The organism is Emticicia sp. W12TSBA100-4 (genome assembly GCF_040253585.1).
Lineage (GTDB): Bacteria > Bacteroidota > Bacteroidia > Cytophagales > Spirosomataceae > Emticicia.
Genome location: NZ_JBELAU010000008.1, coordinates 1 through 17904 on the forward strand (window position 1 = coordinate 1; position 17904 = coordinate 17904).

The 17904-nt window shown below is 37.4% G+C and carries 11 protein-coding genes; 1 reads left to right on the forward strand and 10 read right to left on the reverse strand.

Annotated elements, in window-relative coordinates; translation table 11 throughout:
* Nucleotides 1-14 precede the first annotated feature (14 nt).
* The 3 genes from ABR854_RS12485 to ABR854_RS12495 form a co-directional block, all read right to left on the reverse strand.
* Entirely contained in the window at nt 15-548 is a 534-nt protein-coding gene (locus tag ABR854_RS12485) for a Uma2 family endonuclease (RefSeq protein WP_350265735.1), read from the reverse strand.
* 32 nt (nt 549-580) lie between these two features.
* Complete coding sequence (lysA, locus tag ABR854_RS12490) at nt 581-1801, reverse strand: diaminopimelate decarboxylase (protein WP_350265736.1); 1221 nt, start codon at nt 1799-1801, stop codon at nt 581-583.
* A gap of 120 nt (nt 1802-1921) precedes the next feature.
* A complete protein-coding gene (locus tag ABR854_RS12495) occupies nt 1922-2308 on the reverse strand; it encodes a DUF3127 domain-containing protein (protein ID WP_350265737.1) in 387 nt (128 codons plus the stop codon).
* A 203-nt stretch (nt 2309-2511) separates the two neighbouring features.
* Here ABR854_RS12495 and ABR854_RS12500 point away from each other — a divergent pair, with 203 nt between their 5' ends.
* Entirely contained in the window at nt 2512-3843 is a 1332-nt protein-coding gene (locus tag ABR854_RS12500) for an alkaline phosphatase D family protein (protein ID WP_350265738.1), read from the forward strand.
* A gap of 101 nt (nt 3844-3944) precedes the next feature.
* Here the strand turns inward: ABR854_RS12500 and ABR854_RS12505 are convergent, their stop codons facing one another.
* The 7 genes from ABR854_RS12505 to ABR854_RS12535 form a co-directional block, all read right to left on the reverse strand.
* Nucleotides 3945-4661: a hypothetical protein gene (locus ABR854_RS12505; RefSeq protein WP_350265739.1), complete on the reverse strand. Its 717-nt coding sequence runs from the start codon at nt 4659-4661 to the stop codon at nt 3945-3947.
* A 55-nt stretch (nt 4662-4716) separates the two neighbouring features.
* Nucleotides 4717-6393 carry a SusD/RagB family nutrient-binding outer membrane lipoprotein gene (locus ABR854_RS12510; RefSeq protein ID WP_350265740.1) on the reverse strand — a complete coding sequence of 559 codons (1677 nt, stop codon included), beginning with the start codon at nt 6391-6393 and terminating at the stop codon, nt 4717-4719.
* Nucleotides 6394-6432: 39 nt separating this feature from the next.
* Entirely contained in the window at nt 6433-9714 is a 3282-nt protein-coding gene (locus tag ABR854_RS12515; RefSeq protein ID WP_350265741.1) for a SusC/RagA family TonB-linked outer membrane protein, read from the reverse strand.
* 331 nt (nt 9715-10045) lie between these two features.
* The gene (locus ABR854_RS12520) at nt 10046-10627 is read right to left on the reverse strand and encodes a hypothetical protein (protein WP_350265742.1); all 582 of its coding nucleotides are present in this window, start codon (nt 10625-10627) and stop codon (nt 10046-10048) included.
* A 39-nt stretch (nt 10628-10666) separates the two neighbouring features.
* Complete coding sequence (locus tag ABR854_RS12525; protein ID WP_350265743.1) at nt 10667-12304, reverse strand: SusD/RagB family nutrient-binding outer membrane lipoprotein; 1638 nt, start codon at nt 12302-12304, stop codon at nt 10667-10669.
* Nucleotides 12305-12362: 58 nt separating this feature from the next.
* Nucleotides 12363-15557 (reverse strand): SusC/RagA family TonB-linked outer membrane protein, encoded by a 3195-nt coding sequence (locus ABR854_RS12530; RefSeq protein WP_350265744.1) that lies wholly within the window; start codon nt 15555-15557, stop codon nt 12363-12365.
* 887 nt (nt 15558-16444) lie between these two features.
* On the reverse strand, nt 16445-17887 hold the full coding sequence (locus ABR854_RS12535; protein ID WP_350265745.1) for a RagB/SusD family nutrient uptake outer membrane protein: 1443 nt from the start codon (nt 17885-17887) through the stop codon (nt 16445-16447).
* Between the last annotated feature and the right edge of the window lie 17 nt (nt 17888-17904).

A 17904-nucleotide genomic window follows, 5' to 3' on the forward strand; every position in this document is an offset into this window, starting at 1 on the left:
AAAATTCGTTCTATTTAATTTGTAATATCGCTAACTTTTACTTCAAGTCCTTCAAGTAATTTTGATTTTACGATTTCATTATCTGTTCCTTTCGAGAAAATCTTGTAGCCATCATTCTCTAATGAAAAAACCTCAATTGTATCATATTCAGGAAAGATAATCCAATATTCTTTTACGCCGTATTTCTGATAGATTTCTTTTTTATCAACAGTATCAATGTAAAATGAACTCTTTGAAACTATCTCAACCAATAAATCTGGCACTCCACGAATCCAATCTTTTATAATTCCTTTGTTTTCATCAGAAATATAAATCAAATCTGGTTGAACTCGGTTTACATCTTCTTCAAAAATTACATCAAGAGGTGAAATTAAAATTTTACCCAGCTTTTTTTTCTTTGTGAATACTTTAAAAATGTCATTCAGTTCAGATAAAATAATTTGGTGTCTTGAAATAGGACTTGGCGACATAATTTCTTCCCCATTTATAATTTGAACTAAGTCCCAATCTTGCAGACTTTTCGTCTCAATGTTTGCCAATAGTTCCATAATATTATGATTTTTAATCAAATATAAGAAATTTACAAATCAATCATCACTTGGTTTTTCAGAATGTCTTCCATCGTTTCACGTTGGCGAATGAGATGGGTTTGTCCGTTGTAAATCAGCACTTCGGCTGGGCGGAAACGTGAATTATAGTTCGAGGCCATCGAGAAACCATAGGCACCAGCGTTTTTAATCACGATTATGTCGCCTTCTTTGGTTTTTGGCAGTTTTCTATCTTTGCCAAAAGTATCTGTTTCGCAGATGTAGCCTACAATATCATACATTTCTTTCTCTTCACCATCCAAATTTGAGCCATTGATTATTTCGTGGTAAGCATCATACATCATCGGGCGGATAAGGTGATTTAGACCAGAATCTACACCAATAAAATTGCGTTCAGGGCTGTACTTTACTACATTCGCACGAGCCAACAAATACCCACTTTCGCTTACTAAAAACTTACCTGGCTCAAACCAAAGTTCTACGTCACGACCAAATTTTTCGCAAAAATCATTGAAAACTTTCACCACACCTTCACCCAATTTCTCCATATCGGTTACGTGGTCGTCTTCTTTGTAAGCTACCTTAAAGCCCGAACCTAAATCTATGAACTGAATATTTGGGAAATACTTAAAAGTAAGGTCAAAAAGCTTTTCGGCGGCTTCTATAATTACGTTGGCATTCTTGAAATCTGAACCTGTATGTTGGTGTAAACCCACCACATTTAGGTCGTATTTCTGCACAATAGCGTTAATCTCTTCAGCTTGCTCAATCGAAATACCAAACTTTGAATCTTTATGTCCTGTCGAAATCTTGAGCGTTCCACCCGCCATAATGTGCGGATTGATTCGCAAACAAATCGGAAAAAGATTGCCGTAAGTTTGACCAAATTTTTCAAGCAATGGCAACGAGTCAAGATTCATTCTTAAACCCATTTCAACGGCTTCTTGCACTTCCGAAAAAGCTACGCCACTCGGTGTGTATTGAATCTGATTGGGTGCATAACCAGCCAAAATAGCCAAATGGGCTTCTTGCATCGAAACGACATCAATGTCAACGCCATTTTTACGCATCAATTTCATGATACTAACGTTGGTCAATGCCTTACAAGCGTATTTTATTTTAAGATTCGTACCCGCAAATGCAGTACGCATTTTGGCAATTTGTTCTTCAATTTTATGCCCATCATAGACATAAACTGGTGTTCCGAATTGTTCGGCTAAGGCTTCGACGCCAATATTTTGTATTGAAAACATACGAATTTAATTTTCAATGATTGAATGAAAGAATGATAGAATGATAGAATACTTACTTTCAATCAATTACATTGAATTTTTTAATTTAAAAAACTACCGTTACCTGAGCGAAGTCGAAGGTTAAAATGGCAAATCGTCTTTGTCGCCTTCAGCAGAAACTGCAAACTCTGAAGCAACCGCAGTTGGTTGTGCAGGAGCAGATGCTCTGTAAGGTGTTGGAGCTGGTGCCTCGGCAGATTCTGAGCCAGCTAATTCAATTTTCCACGCTTTTAGGTCAGTAAACCAACGGCCGTTATACTCACGGCTTTCGGCATCGAATGACACTAAAAGTTCATTTCCGATTGTCAAAAAAGTTTCGTTAAATTTATCTCCCCAGATTGTAAGGCATACTTTCTTTGGGTATTGTCCATCTGTTTCTATTACAAAATCTTGTTTTTTCCAAGGCCCATTTTTGCCTTCGCCTGATTGCACAGCTAATACGTGAATAAGTCTTCCTTTGATTTCCATTTTTTGATTAAATAAAAGTTTACACAAAAGTACGCCTAATCTTTGAAATGGAAAAGCAAAGAAGAAAGGATATGCGAATCGAGCTGTAAACTTAGAAGCTTTACAAAACATTAATATAGGCTTTTGAAATAATCCTGTAAATTTGAATTCTTATTGCACACATTTTTATATCACAAGAGTAAAAAAATTAACCAATCATCAGCATGAGAAAACATTTCATTTTAGTTTTATCTTCATTTATTCTTTCAGTTTCTTCTTTCGCACAAACTCAATCTGGGCCTATCCAGTCCGGGCCAATGTTGGGTTACTCAGAAATGAAAGAGGTTTTGCTTTGGGTACAAACCCAAAAAGAAGCCAACGTAAAGTTTGTTTATTGGGACAAAGAAAATCCAGTAGTAAAATTTTCAACCGATGAAGCAAAAACCAATAAAACCGATGTATTTGTAGCAAAATTGGTTGCGAATAAGGTTTTACCGGGAAAAAAATATACTTATGAAGTTTATGTGGATAAGAAAAAAGTAAATTTTAATTATCCACTCGAATTTCAGACCCAAACCCTCTGGCAATGGAGAACCGACGCACCAGCATTCAAATTTGCGGTTGGGAGCTGTACTTACGTGAACGAAGAAGCATTCGACCGCCCTGGTAAACCGTATGGTTCTGAGTATGAGATTTTTACGAGTATCTACAAATCTAAGCCTGATTTTATGGTGTGGAGCGGTGATAATACCTATCTGAGAGAAGCCGATTGGAACACAAAAACGGGTATTTTACACCGATATACACACACTCGCTCGTTGCCAGAAATGCAGCCGCTTTTGGCAAATGTACATAACTATGCCATTTGGGACGACCATGATTTTGGCCCAAATGACTCTGACAGAGGTTTTGTGAGTAAACAACAAACACTTGATGCCTTCAAACTTTTTTGGGGAAATCTGAATTATGCTTTTGATAATGAGGGAGTTACGGGATCGTTTCAATGGGCTGACTGCCAATTCTTTTTGGTTGACGACCGTTGGTGGAGAACCCCAAACGACCGCACGACTGGTTCAAGAGATTATTTCGGGCAAAAACAAATGCAATGGCTGATTGATGCCATGAAATTCTCGAATGCTCCATTCAAGTTTGTAGTTGTGGGTGGTCAGGTTGGAAATCCTGCTAAGATTTTTGAAAACTATGCTAATTATGAAGAAGAACGCAATCAGTTTTTTGATTTAATTACAAAAGAGAAAATTCCTGGAGTGATATTTATTAGCGGAGACCGCCACTGGACGGCCCTCTGCAAAACTGAGCGTGCAAGTACCTATCCATTGTATGATTTGACGGTTTCGGCACTTACTTCGGGGCCATCAGGACCTGTAAAAGAAGAAAAAGATACACCTTATGTCGAAGGCACAACCGTAACAAAACACAATTATGGATTATTGGAAGTTTCGGGAAAAAGAAATGAAAGAGTTTTGAAAATAAATGTTTTGGATAAGGACGGAAAAGAAATCTGGACAAAAGAAATTAAAGCAAGTGAATTAAGATAAGTGATCAATAGAAAATCACCTTAAAGAAAATAGGTTCATAAACAAATTAGGAGTCAGTAACTTGATTTTACTGACTCCTAATTTTTGTTTATTGGTAAAGTTTATCTTACAGTAAAAGCGAGTTGACAGTTTGAATTTGCTTCTGATACTGCCGTTTGGTCATTGCAAATACCATCGAAATTCCAAGTACTAAAAACCGAACCATCGGTTGTAGTTAGCACCCATGTAACAATAAAGCTATCGGCATCAACAGCTCCATAAGCGGCTTGCTCTCTTGGGCGAAATCTTGCTCCTACTGGTCGTGGTCGTGAAGGATTATTGAATACATTAACGCTGTTCACATTATCATACTTTACAGTTGCAGTTCGATAAAGATTATATACTTGGTCAGGCGTAATACTAAATAGATTCCAAACCCTATTTTCGGCTGGGGTAGCAATGGTTGTCAATAATTTACCTTTCCCATTTCCACTTAAATCAGCTACTTTGGGATTTCCTTCGGGGTCATTATATGCTTCCAACATACGCACATAAATATCTATTTTACTGACAGTCAATTTTTTATCCAACGAAACCCAACGAATTTTGAAATTAACTCTTGCCGAGCCTTGTACTGCTCTTGGAAAATTACGAGCATTTTCGACCTCATAAGGTTGTGGCCTTTGTAGCACGTTACCATTAAACAAAATTCCATCAAAAACAGTGTAAGCATGTACCCCTGGCTCCCAAGCAGGTACTGGATTTAGCGATTCATCTCGACAAGCTCCAAAAGCAAAAACGACCGAGATAATGACAGTTAAGCTGAGTATTTTTTTCATTTATTTACTTAAAAATTTGAAGTCTTTCTAATTATACATTTGCTAAATTTAACAATTAAAACTCCCATTTTAATTTAACTGTGTCCCAAAACACGGGGTCTCTATCAAAAATCACTTCAGTTAGTTTTGGGGTTGCATTTGGATTAATTGCTCCTTCTTGTGACGGATATGGCAATCGTAAAGCAAACTGTCGAGGGGGTCTGATTATTGGTTTATTGATAGTTGTCGGGAAACCTGTTCGACGCATGGCATTCCAAATTTCTTGCCCCTGCCCCCATGAACAAAACCAAAGCTGTTTCATTACCACATTCAACTTCGCTGAATTAGTGGTAGCATCATCGTAAGATTTTAACACACTGCTCACATACTCATTAATAGCCGATGCTGTTGGGGTTTGAGCTAATGGGTCAGCTTTTACTCCAACGGCCACCACTCTTGCAATATGCTCTCTGATTGCTGCTTCAAAAATGGTTCGAGCATTACCAGTTCCACCTCCATCCAAAATAGACTCAATCTGATAAAACTTAACATTATTACTGGTTAAAAGAGGAAATATCCCATTTCCTGAGCCTGTTCCGCCTGTAAGCGTTCTGGCCACGGTATTTCGCCCACTGTAGAGTCCTCCTGCGGGGTATGCACCAGGAGCTGTTCGTAGATTTCCATCAAGTGGTTGCCCAGTATTATCTCCTCTATCTCGACCAAAAAAACCTGCAACATAAAGCGAGTCCGACCTTGTTTCTCGGCCAAACACCTGCCTCCATCTTGCCCAAAAAGCAGGTTTTAATACCAAATAAGTACCACCAAAAGGAATAACGCCTCTATCCGTTGGGTTTGAAACATCAAGAATGCTTGCAGTTTGGCGATAAAAATAAAAGTCTAATCGAGGATCACGATTAAATAGCATTTCTTGCATTAATTGATGACTAATATAGGGGAAATTATTAGTTGTGAGATAAGCACTTTGAAACCACGGATGACGCCCATCAACAGGAGTAGAACTTGTACTGAAATTAAAAGTAAAATCATCGGCCGGGCTTGTGATGTATCCTCCTGCTGCAAGAGCGGTTCGTAAATCAGCATTACCTGTGGGCCTACCCTTTCGAGAATTAAGTAATAATTTTATCTTGACAGTCCTGGCAAATCTAATCCATTTTGCAGCACCGCCACTTCCCCCACCGTACATAAAATCAGCGGTTGGGTCTAATGGTTCGGCAGTTGTTCTTGAAAGATTCGTTACGGCTACATCACACAACTTGATTAAGTCTTCATAAATCTGTGAATCTTTATCAAATTTAGGTGTATTATTTCCGTTTCCTTGCCACGCCTCCGAATACGGGACATCGCCAAATGTATCAACAAAGTTTCCCATTGCAAAAGCTTTTAATGCTTGTGCAACACCTAAATAATGAGGGCTATTAGTACTACTTTTAATAATTGCCTCCACATTATTCATACTCTGATAAAAACTATTCCATAAACCATTGTAAGATTGATTTGATAAGTCGTAATCATCAGCACTCGTAAGCATTCCTGCAAAACCCATTGAGTTTTGTCCCAAAGCTGTTGTGGCATTGATTACTGCATATTCGGCAGTTGGCAATAATAATCTTGGTGAAACAGTAGTGGGGCTATTAGGATCTCGGTTAATATCTAAGTCGGTGAGCTGGCAAGCATTTACCATAAAAATAAGTATGGTAGCTATTGCAATTATTGAAATATATCTTCCTTTCATTTTTTCTTTTTTTACTTGATATACTGAAAAAATTGTAACTTAGAATGATGCTGATAAATTGATACTAAAACGTCGAGTCGATGGAGAAGCTCCTAAATCAAACCCTTGTACATTAGAATCCGCAAAATCAGATAATACTTCTGGGTCAAAATTTAGGCCCTTCAGCATATTAGGGGCATAAAACCATAAATTTCTACCCGAAGCCGAAATTCTTAAAGTACCGAAAAATGGCAGTATTTTTTTCAAAAGTGGCTTAGGCACATTATACCCCATTGATACTTCACGCAGACGAATAGTAGTTATATCATAGATATTGGTTTCATCGGCACCGTAAGCACCAAAACCGTTGGCAAAGTGATATTGAAAAGCTGAGAGAGGTATGGTATTTTTTATTTTCTTCCCAGTCTCATCAAGTATAGGTTTCTGAGTTTCGGGATCGCCTAAAACACCAGGAATTACCCTTAAACCTTCACGGTCTTCCGAGCTTGTCAGTTGGCCTCTGAGCAATAAAGAAGCTGCGGTTGATGAAAACATACTTCCTCCGTGTCGATAATCCATGAGAGCTGTGAGTGTAAATGCTTTATAGGAAAACGTATTTGTCCAACCTACGGTGAATTTTGGTGCTGGGTTTGCCAGAATTTCTGATACTTGATTGATAATCGTCAAGCCAGTTGTTGGATTTATCAGATAATTTCCTTCATCGTCACGAGCAATACGTGAACCGTAAATCATACCAAACGGAAATCCATTACGGTGCATCGTTCCGAGTGAAGATAAGCCAGTTCCTCCCAAAAACAATTCTCCACTTGTACCCGCATCAATCACTTTCGAGCGAAGTTGCGTAAATGCCACAAATGAATTCCAAGTAAAGCCATTTTTTAGTTTTATTGGCACTAAATTCAAGCCAATTTCAATTCCTTTATTATTAATTTTACCTGCATTGGTTTGCTTTGAACCAAAACCAGAAGAACTCGGAATAGTAGCCTGAACAATCAAATCAGTAGAGTTTCTATTAAAAAAAGCTACATCTAAACCGATTCTATTTTTAAAAAACTGTAGTTCTGTACCGACTTCAACTTCAGCAGTAAACTCAGGTTTTAGCGTTGTATTATTTAGTGATGAAGGTAAACTAATAGCTGGAACTGGCTTGCCATTAAAGTATTGAACATTAAAATTATAAGTTGTGAATACGCTATATGGATCAGCATCTTTTCCAACCTTGGCATAACTGGCACGAAGTTTACCAAAACTCAATATACTTTTTGGTAAATCGAAGGCATCGGTAAAAATAAACGAACCGCTCACCGATGGATAAAGATAGCTATTATTAGTCGAAGGTAAGGTAGACGAATAATCATTACGAACCGTAGCAGTAATGAAGGCATAATTGTTGTAGGAAGCCCCATATTCTGCAAAGAAGCCATATAGATTACGTCTTTCTCTGTATTCAGAAGCTGTTTGAGCATCAGTACCTGTAATAACTAAGAGGTTGGGGTCAATTACTTTTTGTCCTAAGACCGAGCTAAAATTTCGGTAGCGTTGATTGGCATTAAAACCAACCAACAAACGCATATTTATTTTTTCGTTAATATCCCGATTGGCCGACGCTAAGAATGTAAAATCTATTTCGGTATTTGTAATATCTCGACGATTGACCTGACCCAGTGGTACTAAATTTCCACCTGGCCGATAAACATCTCTACGAACTTCTGAATAGGTATTTACGCCACCTTTAGCTGTCAAATTGAGCCACGGTGTAACATCATAGTTGAGAGCTAAATTTCCAAAAACACGATTTACATTGCTATTATAAACATTGTACTTGGCTGTCCATAAAGGATTATCGGCATCTCCTCGATAAAAAATATTTTCACCCGTAACAGGGTTTTCAAATGGATAGTTATTCAAATCATAATTACGAGGCATATAAAACAAACGAGAGTAAATAGAACCCGTTCCCAAACCTCCAGTGTAATCAGAAAAGAAACCCGCTCCTGATTGAGGAGAAGACTGATTGGTATTTACGTAATTTACATTACCATTCAGATTAAGTTTATTAACCAAAGTAGCATTGCCACCAAAATTAAGCGTCGTTCGGTTTGCACCCGAATTCGGCACAATACCTTCATTAGTCATGCGTGAAGCTCCTGCACTAATAGTTGTTTTATCACCAGTAGAACTAATGTTAATACTGTTTTCAATAACATTACCTGTACGAAAAAAACCGCCAATAATATCATGTGGCACTAATGGCACTCCAACCGGATTTCCCCGACCATCAACAATCTGTGGAAAAATCGAAGGATAATTTTGCGAAGAGCCATAACTACCTGCCAACGGATGCGATACAAAACCAGCAGGATAGCCACTTTCGATAACATCATAATATCGTACAAAACCTAATGACTGATTGACTCTCGTTACTTCTGAAGGAAAAACTGTTCCCCAGTTACCGATCGAGCCATTGCTGTAAGTTTGCTCAAAACCTTGAGTATAAGTATTTTGGTAGTCGGGAATTGTAGAAATCTGTTCAAACGAATAAGACGAATTAAAGTTTACTTCTAAGCCTTTCTTTGCACTTTTGCTACCTGATTTGGTTGTAATCACAACAACACCGTTGGCAGCACGAGAGCCATACAATGCCGATGCAGCTGCTCCTTTTAAAATCGTTAATGATTCAATATTATTCGGGTCAATGTCATAAGCACGGTTTGAGGTAACTGTATTTTGATTAAAACCATCAGTTGCATTAACCGAATTATCGAATGGGATACCATCTACCACAAAAAGTGGCTGATTATTACCAGAAAATGAAGTATTTCCTCTGATTGTGATTCTGGTTGACTGTCCTGGGGCTCCACCACCTGCTACTACATTTACCCCTGGTACTTTTCCAGTCAATGCCCGCAAGGCATCAGGTTCTGAGCGTTGTTGCAAGTCTTCGGCTTTTACGTTTGAGATAGCGTAAGCAATCGCTTTTTTTTCACGCTGAATACCGATGGCCGTAACTACTATTTCGGAGAGTTGTTTGGTGTCGGTATCAAGTGTCATATTTATAATTGACTGATTGCCAACTTTTATCTCCTTTGAGTTCATACCCACAAAGCTGAAAACTAAGGTATTATCTGAAACCGCATCAATCATATAGTTCCCATCAATATCAGTCTGCGTTCCCTTTGATGTCTCTTTGACTTTCACGGTTACACCTGGTAAAGTTGTACCATCAGAAGACGTAACTTTGCCCGTAATTTTCTTTCCTTGTGCCAGTACCGCTAAGGAAGCAAATATTCCTAACAAACTAAGTATTAGTCTGTGCTTCATAATTTAGGTTTGATTTAGAGTTTCGACTATTACAAAAATACTTATTTTCAGTAAAAAACAATATTATTTCAAAGTTTAAAGTGCTAAGATTGAATCAAGATTAAAGAATAAAAGATGTAGAATACTGATTATCAAAAGTTTATATACTTTTATATGTACAAATCAATAAGAATCGAGCCTTATTTTTCTACAATATCATAAACTTCAATCTTATAATTGTTGTTTAAACCATTCATAATAAAATACGTATAAAAAGTAAATAAGGTTGAACCCCTACAAACAAAAAGAGGATGCTTCAAGATGAAGCACCCTCTTTATTGAATTTAGAATTTTACTGAACTACATTCAAACGATAGCTGAACGGTGAAGCATAGAAATCACCACCAGTAATGTTTGCACCAGTATTTGTAGCTGTAAATGATTTACCATTTGTCAACTTCATTGTTCCAGTAACATCAAATCTATCACCAACTGAAACGTCAGCAGCGGCTACTTTAGTTGCTGCCAATGCTTCTGCCCCTGTTATTGAAATTGTTGCTCTTGGGTATCCAGTAGTAGCATCCTTTGTAAATGCAGAAGCTGGAATACTTTTTAAGGCAACATCAGTTGTTGTTTTAGTGCCATTTGCAGGAGTTGTATCTACAAATTTCACTACCAAATCATACGAAGCAAACAACGCACCTTTATCTGGTGTAACGGCTTCTGCAACAATTTCCATCTTAGTACCGGCCATATTAGCTTTACTAACATTAAAGTTTCTTACAGCACTTGTTCCTGATAATGGCGAGATTGTACGAATATAGCCACCTTGCTCTAAGTTTTCCAAATCAATTGGTTCAATCATCTGTGTTTCGCACGAAGCCATCATAGCTCCCAAAAACAGTATGCTTAAACTTTCTTTTATGTATTTCATAATATTTTCAAATTTTGAATTAAATAAATATCAAAGTAATTACTTTAATGTACCTGCCGATCCATTATCCCAGAAAACTGGAGTTGTAACGTTTGCTTTCTGTTTGGCATTCGAATTACGAGCGATGAATGCAGTTGGATAGAAGAATGACTTCACAAAAGCACCTGGATTTGGATCCAATGCAGGTTGCATATTACGTGGCATTCCTGTACGACGGTACATGTTATAGGCTTCGATACCATTTCCGTATAGAGCAAACCAATATTCATTAGCAATGATGTTTAATCTATCAGCATCAGTAGTTGCCTTGTCGTAATCTGCCAATCTTGCAGCCACATATTTCTCAACTTCATCAGCCCAAACAATCTTCTTGTCAGCTTCAAAAGCAGTAATTTTTGAAGCTTCTGATGTACCCAATGCAGCTGTTCTTACATCTGCCATTGATTTACGGATACCTGACTCAAGCAATGCTTTTGCCGAACCCGTAGTTTTCAATGTCAAAGCCGATTCAGCCAACATAAAATCTACAAATGATTGCGTCAAAATTGGGTGTAAACCTGCACCACCTGCCCCTGCACCAAGCGAAACGCCTCTACCCGCATCGTTATCATATAAACCACCCGCTGGATAAAGTCCCCAAGCTGTACGTAATAAACCATCTGGTGGAATACCTTCGTTGCTTAGGTGGTCACGTCCCCAGTAGCCTACTGGCGTTGGTAAACAGAAATAATCAGATACTGAATAATGGTTTGGTTTTGAATTAGTAATACAACGTACCTCGTTTACGTTCGTTGAATTTTTAATCGTTTGGCGATAAAAATACATACGAATACGTGGGTCACCTTTATCATACATAATACCCATGTAGGCATTTGATTGATAATCACCACCACCAGCTGGTAAATACTGACCTTGGTATCTTGGATGACGAGTGTCAGGGTTTGTTAGGTTAGTTCCAAACTTAAATACAAAGTTTTGAGAATTATTTGAAATTAACTTCCCACCTGCAATCAATGCATTGATTCCAGCAGTAGAACCAGCGGCGTCAACCAATCGACGATTCAAAAGCATTTTCAATTTTAGTGTATTAGCTGCACGAAGCCATTTATCTGCATCAGCACCATAATACAAGTCACTTGTTAAATTAGCCTTCGATTTTGCTGTAAAATTAGCAATCGCATCATCAAGGTCTTTGATAGCAGCAGCATAAATAGTTACACCACTTTCAACTTTAGGGTTGAAGTTAGCTGCATCAAGAGCTTCTGAGTAAGGTACATCACCGAAGTGGTCAACCAAGTTAGCCAAAACGGCAGCTCTGATTGTACGAGCAACACCTGCATGAACGAATAATTCTGCTTTTTCAGCTAAAGGGATCAACGTTTTTACGTCGTTCAAAATATTAGCATAAGCTGTATTCCAAGTACCGTCAAGTCCACCAGGAGTAACTGCATTGTCATAAAATGCAGCTCCTTGATTGATCATACGAATAAGTCCCATATCCGCTCCACTAAATTGGTTAAAGTGGCCAGGAAAACTTACTTGAATTTGATTGAGCAGGTAGTTTATGTCAGTATTATTGGTCGTTACGGCATTCGGATTGTCTAATAAATCCAATTCGCAAGAACTCACTAATACCGTGCATAAAGCCAATAAGGATATTTTAAGTTTCTTTATCATTTTTTATTATGATTTAACTGATTAATGATTGATGCTGAATATCTAAGCAATTTTTTTCTTAGAAAGTCAACTTTAAAGTTCCACCAAGTCTTCTTGCACTTGGTCCTGTCAAGAATTCAAATCCAAGACCATTACCAACTCCGAGTCCTAAGTTATCCGTATCTAAGTTTACACCTTCAGGTACATTCAAAGCTTTATACCATAAGTTGTTTCCAGAGAAAGAGATAGAAGCTCCTTTCACGATTGATGAACCAAATAACTTCTTAGGCAAAGAATAAGATAATGATACTTCTTGCAAACGGATTGTTGAACCATCGAAAATACGACCTTCATCACCGAAGAAATAAACGTTGTTAAAGTTTACATCTGAACCAGTAATTTGAATATCATTTGGCTGACCATCAGCTTTCACACCTGGGAAGATAAACGTTTGAGCTCTATCATAACCCGACTCTGTACCTGACTCAATCGTAAGACCACGACCCAACAATGCACCAGCAGTTGAAGAATAAAGCACACCGCCATGGCGATATGACAACATAACATTTAATGATAACCCTTTATAGTTGAAGGTATTTATTAAACTTGTATTAAAGGCAGGGTTCGGATCACCAAGTATAACTGGTGTTGGAGTTGACTGTAAGTTTCCACCACCATCAATCAATAATTGACCAGCTTCATTTCTACGGAATCCAGTACCTTTGATGATATTGAATGGCTGACCAACGATGGCATAGTTACCCAATGATGAGCCAAAACCTGTGATTTGTACTTCTTGGATTGTTCCACCTAAATCAATAACCTTTGGCAAGTTACGAGAATAAGTAGCTGCTATATCCCATGAGAAACCATTGCTTAATGTTACTGGAGTGCCACTTAAGCTAAACTCAATACCTTCGTTACGAATTTTTCCGATGTTGATAGTAGTTTGTGTATAACCCGTTGAAGCATCCAATGGAGCTCTTGTAATCAAATTTTTAGTATTACGACGATACAATGTCAAATCAAAACCTACTTTGTTATTCAACATTTTACCTTCGATACCTAACTCAGTTTCTGCATGTGTCTCTGGTTTCAAGTTTGGATTACCCAAAGTATTATCAACCGAGTGAGTTTGTACAGCCGTACCTGCTGCATTCAACCAGCCTCTTGCACTTTGATTTAAGATATTTCTTGTACTATATGGGTCTGGAAAACCAGCAGATGTACCATAACCAACTCTTACTTTCAAGAAATTTAATACATTTGATTGTAATGCAGGGAAAGCAGTTGTTGGCACGAATGACGCACTAAAAGATGGGTATAAAATTCGACGATTTTCTTTTTCTACAGTTGAAGTCCAGTCATTACGAGCAGCAACGTTGAGGAATAAATAATTGCCGTAATCAGCTGTAATTTCTCCAAAAACCCCCATACGAGTCTGTTCAGTTCTACCGCTTGAAGCTACGTTATCAATGAAGTTAGTATGAACAAACAAACCTCTTGCCAATTGGTTTTGGCTATTAATGTTGTAAACACTAAATCTGTCATTACGGATATTTCCACCTAATTTACCTGATAAAGAGAGCTTCTCAGTAATAGATTTACTGTAAGACAAGATAGCACTATTATCCCAGATTGTATTTTTAAAGTTTAAAGTGTTATACAAACCATTAGGCAATTGAGCCCCACCTTTTCCAATCTTAAATTCTTGTACTTCATCATAAGTATCCAAACCTACCTTGTAAATTAATGATAAGTCTTTAGCGATGTCATAATTGAAAGTAGTTGCTGTAAATACACGATTAACAACACCAGTAGTTTTATAATTTTTCAAAACCCATCTTGGATTCGGAATATCATTTCCACCACGGAAATAAACTGAGCTTCCAGTAGCCGGGTCTTCGTAAGGCCAGCCCATCAAGTCAACCTGACGAGGTGTGTACATTACGTTGGCTAATACCGAAGGAAAATCATTGGCATTATTTCCTTGACCAGCACTCAAAGGAGGTGAAGATTGGTCAGTATTAGCAAAATTAATTGACATATTTACTGATAACTTCTTGCTCATTTGAGCATTCAAACCCAAACCTAAGTTTAACTTAGTAAGGTTATTTTCAGGAATATATCCACCTTCTTTATTATAACCAGCAGATACGTTATAACCAACTTTCTCGCCACCACCCGAAATATTGAGTGAAGTATTTGAAATTTGACCTGTACGGAAGAAATCACTTACGTTATTCGGGAAAATTTCCATTTTATATGGACTCACTGAAGCTACATAATCAGCTTGACCTGCTCTCAATGCCGCATTTGATAAGAAAGCATAAGGGTGATTTGTCAAGGCTGCATTGCTACTTTGCGAAGCATAAGTTCTTGCTTCTTCCAAAGTTGGTCCCCAGTTACTAAAGAAATAACCCAAGTTTTGTTGGAAACCACCAACATAAGAATTTTGGTATTTTGGTAAGTGGGCTGTATTCGTAAAGAAAGATTGCGTAACGTTATATTCTGTTTTACGAGCTTTCTTGCTACCATTCTTTGTTGTTACCAAGATTACACCATTACGACCTTGGTCACCGTAAGTTACGGTTGCTGCTAAACCTTTCAATACCGTAATGTTTTCGATATTGTTAGGGTCGAGGTCAAGGAAACGACTTGAAGAAGATTGTCCACCCGAAGTAAAACCACCACGAGTGTTAGTGTTTGAGTTGAAAGGCACGCCATCAACCACAAAGAGTGGTTGTACAGAACCAGTAATTGAAGAATAACCACGAATCGTGATGTTTGTACCAGTACCCGAAACACCTGAAGTTGAAGTGATGTTTACACCAGCAATTTTGCCTTGTAATACACGACCTACGTCAGCTTGCGGGCGATCTTCGATATTTTTCTTATCGACAGTTGCAACTGAGTAACCTAAGGCACGCTTTTCACGTTGGATACCTTGAGCAGTTACAACTACTTCTGAAAGTTGTTTGGTATCAGCACCAAGTGAAACATTCACTACAGTCTGACTACCAAGTTTTACTTCTTGGGTGTTCATACCCACAAAACTAAACACCAAAGTGCTACCAGCAGGAGCTTCAATAGAGTATTTCCCCTCTATATCAGTCTGGGAACCTTTTGATGTACCTTTTACTTGAACCGATACACCCGGCAATCCTGTGCCATCATCCGATGACGTTACTTTACCAGTTATCTTCGTGCCTTGTGCCATTACAACAAAGGACATGATGACTCCCAGCAAACTAAGAAGTAGATTCTTCTTCATGTACATTTTAGTTTAGGTTATTAAATGATAATTAACTGTTACAAAAATACTTATTTTAAACACACGATAAAACAGTACTCTTGTAGTTTCTTGAATTAAACATATAACATTTTTCAGAAATGGCGAAATATTTTTACCAATTTCGAGAACATTCTTAATATAGTTAATTTTATTATAAAATAAATACAATAGCTACTATATATTTTATAAATTCATAATTACACAAAATATATTATGGCATATTCATCAAAATACCTAATTTTCATATAAGTCAATATGCTCAAATTAAGTACTTTTACTTAATAAAGTATAAACACAAAAATTCTTGAAAAAATACAATTAATAGAAGTTCCAAAATAGTATGCACACCTACTAATATATAATATTATTTCGACAAACATTGGTTTTTCATATATATCATTTTAAAATAAATAGACATTACTTAGGTTAAATTCTGCACATCGAATTAGTCAATCATAAAATACTTCAAGAGCGAAGTACTTTTTTTATAGCAAATACTCAAATTGTACTTTTCTAAGATTGACCACATTCCAAAGTAACACTATTCAGGCTGCCTTTTGATGATATTTTTCTTCAAATATTACACAACAAAACAGCTTTATACTGATAGATTTTTTTATAAAAATATGCGTCTGGATACTTTAAATGCACTTCAGGATATTTATGAATAGTGTAAACATTCTATTCTTGTATTGATCTTTTGAAGTACCAAAAACCTCAGTAATTTTCTATTTTATTCTTTTATTGATTTGTACTATTTCTAAAGACTTTTCTCAATCAGTAATAGAAAATGATGGCCCATAACAAAAGAAAACGCCGTATGGGTCTCATACGGCGTTTTAAAAAGAAGTTTTATAGAGAATCTTTTATGGATTCTGTACACAGTCTTTGTTTACAGCTAATTCGGTCGTTGGAATTGGCCAAACATACTCAGACTGACTCGTATTTACAGCATTAACTGGGCCTTTAGCTGGGAAAGGTGAGTTAGTACGAGTGATATCGAACGAACGTAAACCTTCGCCCATAAACTCAATTCTTCTCTCTGTTAAGATTGCTGTAATCAACTCAGCTTTAGTTGTTGGTGCTAATACAGAACCTTTTGAACGGCTACGCACTGCATTCAACAAAGCAACCGCCGAAGCATCCACATCAGCTGCTAAGCGAGCTTTTGCTTCAGCATAACTTAATAAAACCTCAGCATAACGCATCACAGGCACCCAATCAATGTATGGTGAAGCACCTGTAAATTTGTTAAGATAGATTCTTGTTCCATTAACTGAAGTTAGTTTCTTACGGTCATCAGTATCGGCAAAACTTGCCGAACCGTAAATTCCCGTTGGATTCAACGAAAACTCACCACCACCTACTGGGCCAGCCAAGTAATAAAATGCCAATTGATTTTGAGTACCTGGCACATCGTTGGTAGCCATTGGCATTGACAAAATCGACTCCAGTGTTCTGTAAGTAGTAAAGATTGCCGCAAAGTTGGCATTCAATTCATGTCTTACACCAGTAGCAGCTTTATACGGAGCGGCTGTTGGCACAATCTTCTCCGCTTCTTTCACTACATCGCTATAACGACCCATTGCCAAGTATGCTTTTACTTTCAAGGCAATAGCCGTATTTTTGTGTGCTCTCGTTACATTCAAATCTTGCGTAGCGTAGTTTGCAGGCAAATTTGTTTCAGCAAAATTCAAATCATCTAAGATTTGAGCATAAACTTCTGCAACTGTCGAACGCTTCAAGTTATTTGAATTACCCGAACCATTTTCACCTTTCAAACGCAATGGTAAACCAAGAGAAGCACCATTATCTTTTGTATATGGTTGTGCATAAATATTTACCAACGAAAAATAAGCCAATGCTCTCAAGAAACGAGCTTCACCTTTGTAATTAGCCAACTTATCAGCCGAAATTTTACTTGAAGCTGCGTCAACCTTGTCCAAAAACAAATTCATGTTATTGATAGAAGCATAAGCCGTTGTCCAAAGGTTATTTACTTCGTTTGAAGAAGCATTGATTGTGAAGTTCCAAGTTTGAAGGCCAGTTACACCATTGTTTGTTTGGTTTAAGAACTCTTCACCTCTGATGTCGTTATATATAAAATAACGTCCACCTAAAAAGTTTCCATTCTTAACGCCACGATAAAGGCCATTTACTAACGACTCGATTCTATCAGCGGTATCGTAAGCACTTAAATCAGAAACCGATGTTTGCGGAACTGGGTCGAGGATATCATCCTTACAACTACTTATCGAAAATGCCAACATGGCAGTAACGAGTAGCTTTGTATATATTGTATTTTTCATGATGTTAGATTTCAATA